Origin of the sequence: Pantoea sp. CTOTU46764, assembly GCF_031974595.1 — a bacterium.
Taxonomy (GTDB): domain Bacteria; phylum Pseudomonadota; class Gammaproteobacteria; order Enterobacterales; family Enterobacteriaceae; genus Pantoea; species Pantoea trifolii.
This window is the reverse complement of sequence record NZ_DALYOQ010000061.1, coordinates 24,298-29,599: the sequence shown is the minus strand read 5'-3', so window position 1 is coordinate 29,599 and position 5,302 is coordinate 24,298. Positions and strand designations below refer to the sequence as shown.

The 5,302-nt window shown below is 54.6% G+C and carries 6 protein-coding genes; 2 read left to right on the top strand and 4 right to left on the bottom strand.

The window, feature by feature from the left end; translation table 11 throughout:
* Positions 1-57: 57 nt before the first annotated feature.
* Entirely contained in the window at positions 58-804 is a 747-nt protein-coding gene (cysQ, locus tag RTM06_RS17490; RefSeq protein ID WP_312183877.1) for a 3'(2'),5'-bisphosphate nucleotidase CysQ, read from the bottom strand.
* 293 nt (positions 805-1,097) lie between these two features.
* On the opposite strand from cysQ, the gene RTM06_RS17485 reads away from it, so the two are divergent.
* Positions 1,098-3,044: a bifunctional 2',3'-cyclic-nucleotide 2'-phosphodiesterase/3'-nucleotidase gene (locus RTM06_RS17485; RefSeq protein WP_312183874.1), complete on the top strand. Its 1,947-nt coding sequence runs from the start codon at positions 1,098-1,100 to the stop codon at positions 3,042-3,044.
* A gap of 34 nt (positions 3,045-3,078) precedes the next feature.
* Here the strand turns inward: RTM06_RS17485 and fklB are convergent, their stop codons facing one another.
* Positions 3,079-3,699, bottom strand: a complete 621-nt coding sequence (gene fklB, locus RTM06_RS17480; RefSeq protein ID WP_008103590.1) for an FKBP-type peptidyl-prolyl cis-trans isomerase — start codon at positions 3,697-3,699, stop codon at positions 3,079-3,081.
* A gap of 217 nt (positions 3,700-3,916) precedes the next feature.
* On the opposite strand from fklB, the gene RTM06_RS17475 reads away from it, so the two are divergent.
* On the top strand, positions 3,917-4,570 hold the full coding sequence (locus tag RTM06_RS17475) for a LysM-like peptidoglycan-binding domain-containing protein (RefSeq protein WP_312183872.1): 654 nt from the start codon (positions 3,917-3,919) through the stop codon (positions 4,568-4,570).
* Between the two features lie 56 nt (positions 4,571-4,626).
* Here the strand turns inward: RTM06_RS17475 and rplI are convergent, their stop codons facing one another.
* Positions 4,627-5,076: a 50S ribosomal protein L9 gene (gene rplI / locus RTM06_RS17470; protein WP_008103594.1), complete on the bottom strand. Its 450-nt coding sequence runs from the start codon at positions 5,074-5,076 to the stop codon at positions 4,627-4,629.
* A gap of 39 nt (positions 5,077-5,115) precedes the next feature.
* A partial coding sequence (rpsR, locus tag RTM06_RS17465; protein WP_312183870.1) for a 30S ribosomal protein S18 occupies positions 5,116-5,302 on the bottom strand: 187 nt, incomplete at its 5' end.

Sequence of the window (5,302 nt, the reverse complement as noted above, 5' to 3'; positions counted from 1 at the left end):
CCGTTCGACGCCGAAATATGTCTTGCCAGATAACTGGCAAGACGGTATCTACAAATCTCAAAACAGTGATACGCGGAAACCGGGATTGAGGAACGATTCGCGCGGGGCGTAATCGAGGGTTTTGCCCTGCCAATCGTGGACATGCGCGCCGGCGGCAATCGCCACCGCATGGCCTGCGCCGGTATCCCAGATGTTAGTCGGCCCGAAGCGCGGATAAAGTTGCGCACTGCCTTCGGCTACCAGACAGAACTTCAACGATGAACCAATCGCGGTGGTTTGATGCTCGCCAAGCTGATGCAAATACTCCTGCAACTCCGTATCGCTATCAAAATGCGAACGGCTAACCACCACTAACGGTGGGCGCGCTTCACGCGCATGAATCTGCGTCTTCTGGCCGTTCTCTTCTTTCCATGCTTTACCTTCCGCTGCCGAATACATCACGCCCAGCACCGGCGCGTACACCACGCCCAATACCGGTTTGCCGTTTTCGATTAGCGCGATATTCACCGTGAACTCGCCGTTGCGCTTGATGAACTCTTTGGTGCCATCCAGCGGATCGACCAACCAATATTTCTGCCAGTGCTGACGCACATCCCAGCTCGGCGGATCTTCTTCAGACAGCACCGGCACCTCCGGCGAAAGCGCCTTCAGGCCTTGCACAATCACGCGATGCGCCGCGAGATCGGCCGCGGTGACTGGAGAATCATCCGACTTGCGGGTCACATCAACCGGCTCTGCGCCGTTGTATACCTGCATAATGGCATCGCCCGCATCTCGCGCCAGCTGACAAATTTTATCTAACATTCTTTACCTCTTTTCCGCTGATTCTGCCTGTCAGACACCAACCGCCTATCTGCTGTTATTTTAGCAGTTGTCATTCAACAGCCTGCGACTGCGCTGTCTGCTGTGGCAATCTATATGAATATCAATACCATAGTTCATCAGCGGCGGCTATGGCGGGATGCTGAATACGCTATCACGGCGGCGTGACGGCAGATATTGGATGAAAGTCCGAGCTCCATCACAAATTGAAATGATAATTCGTCATGGTTTTACATTATTTTGAGAGGCCCATTGGACCGAACAAGGAGCAAGCGATGTTCAAAGCGAGCATGTCGTTATTGGCACTCTGTATTACTGCCGCCACGGTACAGGCTGCTACGGTGGATCTGCGCATTCTGGAAACCACCGATCTGCACAGCAATATGATGGATTTCGATTATTACAAAGATACGCCGACGGAGAAGTTCGGACTGGTGCGCACCGCCACCTTAATCCAGCAGGCACGCGCCGAAACGAACAACAGCGTGCTGGTCGATAACGGCGATATTATTCAGGGCAGTCCGCTGGGCGATTACATGGCGGCGAAAGGGCTGAAAACGGGCGAAGTACATCCGGTGTATAAAGCGATGAACACGCTGGATTACGCGGTCGGAAACCTCGGTAATCATGAATTCAACTACGGCTTACCTTATTTGCAAAAAGCGCTGGCCGGCGCGCGCTTTCCTTACGTCAATGCCAACATTATCGACGAGAAAAGTGGAAAACCGCTGTTTACGCCCTACTTAATCAAAGAAACCACGGTAACAGACCGTGACGGCAAGCCGCATACGCTGAAAATTGGTTACATCGGCTTCGTTCCGCCGCAGATTATGGTTTGGGATCGTAACAATCTGCAGGGAAAAGTACGGGTTGATGACATCACTGAAACAGCGAAGCGTTATGTGCCGGAAATGCGCGCAAAAGGTGCTGAAATAATCATCGCTATTCCACATTCCGGTTTGAGCAGTGAACCCTATCACGCCATGGCAGAAAATTCGGTTTACTACCTCAGTCAGGTTCCAGGCATCAACGCCATCATGTTCGGCCACGCTCATGCGGTGTTCCCGAGTAAAGAGTTCGCGGCGATTAAAGGCGCTGATATCGCCCAAGGCACGCTCAACGGTGTTCCGTCGGTGATGCCCGGCATGTGGGGCGATCATCTTGGGGTGGTCGATCTGGTGCTGAATAATGAGGGCGGCAAATGGCAGGTCGCGCAGGGCAAAGCCGAAGCACGCCCAATTTATGACAGCGCAGCGAAAAAATCGCTGGCGGCTGAAGATGCCGATCTGGTGAAAGTGCTGGAGCAGGATCACCGCGCCACGCGCGAGTTTGTTGCCAAACCGATCGGTAAATCTGCCGACGTGATGTACAGCTACCTGTCGCTGGTGCAGGACGATCCCACGGTGCAGATCGTTAATAACGCGCAGCGCGCTTACGTTGAGCATTTTATTCAGGGCGATCCTGATCTTGGTCGCTTGCCGGTACTTTCCGCCGCCGCGCCGTTTAAAGCCGGTGGCCGTAAAAACGATCCCGCCAGCTATGTCGAAGTGGAAAAAGGTAATCTCACCTTCCGTAACGCCGCCGATCTCTACCTCTACCCCAATACGCTGGTGGTGATGAAAGTCAGCGGTGCGCAGGTGAAAGAGTGGCTGGAGTGCTCAGCGGCGCAGTTTAATCAAATCGATCCGCACAGCAGCAAACCGCAATCGCTGATTAACTGGGATTTCCGCACCTATAACTTCGATGTGATCGATGGCGTGCAGTACCAAATCGATGTCACGCAACCGGCGCGCTATGACGCGGAATGTACGCTGATCAACAAACAGGCTTCGCGCATTAAGGATCTCAGCTGGCAAGGCAAGCCTATCGATCCTGATGCCACTTTCCTGGTTGCCACCAATAACTACCGCGCTTACGGCGGCAAGTTTGCCGGCACCGGCGATAAGTATGTTGCTTTCGCCTCACCAGATGAGAACCGCTCGGTGGTTGCCGCCTTTATCAGCAGCGAAACCAAAGCGCATGGCGAAGTGAAACCGCAGGCGGATCACAACTGGCGTTTAGCACCGATTAATAGCACCACGCCGCTGGATATCCGTTTTGAAACCGCGCCTGGCGCGAAAGCGACGACGTTTATTGAGCAGCATGCCGATTACCCGATGAAAGCCGTGGGCAGCGATGAGATAGGTTTTGTGCTGTGGCAGGTGGATTTGCAGAAGAAATGACGAATAAGGGCGGCGATTGCCGCCCTCTTGCTACTTACAGAATTTCCAGCAGCTCAACTTCGAAGATCAGGGTGCTGAATGGCGGGATAGAGGCGCCTGCACCGCGCTCGCCGTAAGCGAGGTTGTGTGGAATCGCCAGTTCCCACTTGGAACCGACTGGCATCAGCGTCAGCGCTTCGATCCAACCCGCGATCACGCCGCTAACCGGGAATTCTGCCGGCTCGCCACGCGCTACTGAGCTGTCGAATACGGTGCCATCGATCAGTTTGCCGGTGTAATGCACGCGCACACGATCCTGACGTGAAGGGATTGGACCCTCGCCCTGGGTGATGACGCTGAACTGCAGACCGGTTTCGGTGCTGCTTACGCCTTCGCGCTGTGCGTTCTGCTCAAGGAAAGTCTGACCTTCTGCCGCCATCGCTTCTACACGCTCACGACGCACGCCTTCTGCGCGCTCGTGCACTTCACGCAGTGCGCGATGTACCACGTCAACCGGGACGGCCGGTGAGTTCCCTTCCAGCGCGTCGCGCAGGCCGGCGAGCAGTGCTTCTGGCTGCAGACCCTGCAGTCCAGACTCTTGCAGCTGCTGGCCTACCTGTAAACCGATACCGTAACTTGCTTGTGATTCGACGCTGTCGAATGAAGGGGTCGTCATCTTGATTCCTTAATCCCGGAGAAAAATAGAACCGGCAGCATACCAGCGCGGGCGGCTGGCGTAAAATCTCACGCGCCGCAGATGACATTTCCCGGCGAAACGGAAACAATACAGCGGTCAAATTTTTCAATGCTGCCAGGCACTTCCTGTCAGCATTGCTCATACTATAGCTGTGGCGAGGTTTTCACCTGCCACCGTCGGACACAAGAGAGAATACATGGGCCAGATCGCCCCACGACGTCGCAGGACGCGCGCACCGCGTACTTTATTACCTTGGTTGCAACGTTGGCTGCCGCGCATTCCGCGCAAAGCCGCCAGCGAGGAGGATTCACGAATGGCTTCCGATCACCCTTCCCGCGTTCCCGCCGCACTGCAGCGCGTCTGGCATTTGCTGGATGATGTGCGCTGGATGGATCCGCTGCCCGCTTTGCATCGTCGCGGCATTGTCATTGCCCTGCTGGTGCTGCTGCTGGCGTTTCTCTGGCCGAGCAGTACGCCGCAGTATCCGGTTGAACGTCCGGCAGACACTAACGCTAAAGAAGTGCCGATGCAGGCGGAGATTTACGATAACAATCAGCAGCAGAATACGCCGCCGAAAACCGATTCGCAGGGCGAATGGCGCACCTACAATGTGGCATCAGGTCAGACGCTGGCGCAGCTGTTCCGCGACAACAATTTGCCGGTGAATGATGTGTTTGCCATGGCGCGTGTGGAAGGTGATGGGCAGCCACTGAGCGCGTTACAGAATGGTCAGCAGGTGAAGATTCGTCAGAACGCGCAAGGCGTGGTGACCGGTTTAACGGTGGATGGCAGTAACGGTCCGGTGCTGTTTACGCGTCAGCCGGATGGCAGCTTTATCCGCGCTCAGTAAAACGCAGAAACAAAAACGCCGGCGCAAGGCCGGCGTTTTCGCATTACCGAGTGAACTTACTCAGCAACTACATTCACAACCAGTTTAGCGAAGACTTCGCTATGGATCTGGAAGTCAACTTCGTGCTCACCGGTGGTGCGCAGTACGCCTTCTGGAAGACGAACTTCGCTTTTAGCCACTTCAACGCCAGCTGCAGTTACTGCATCAGCGATGTCACGGGTACCGATGGAACCGAACAGTTTACCAGCGTCGCCGGATTTAGACGCGATGGTTACGTTGCCCAGTGCGTTGATTTTCTCTGCACGTGCGTTAGCAGCAGCCAGAACGTCAGCCAGTTTGGCTTCCAGTTCAGCGCGACGTGTTTCGAAGAACTCAACGTTTTTCTTGGTAGCAGGAACAGCTTTACCCTGTGGAACCAGGAAGTTACGAGCGTAGCCCGCTTTAACGTTAACCTGATCACCCAGGCTGCCCAGGTTTGCTACTTTATCAAGCAGAATAACTTGCATTACCTTATCCTCTTAAAGTCGTTAATGGACAACTACCGATTACTGATGACGATCAGTGTACGGAAGCAGGGACAGGTAGCGAGCGCGCTTGATGCAACGAGCGAGCTGGCGCTGGTATTTTGCACGAGTACCGGTAATACGGCTCGGGACAATTTTACCGCTTTCGGTAATGTAGTTTTTCAGTGTAGCGATATCTTTGTAATCAATCTCTACAACGCCTTCCGCG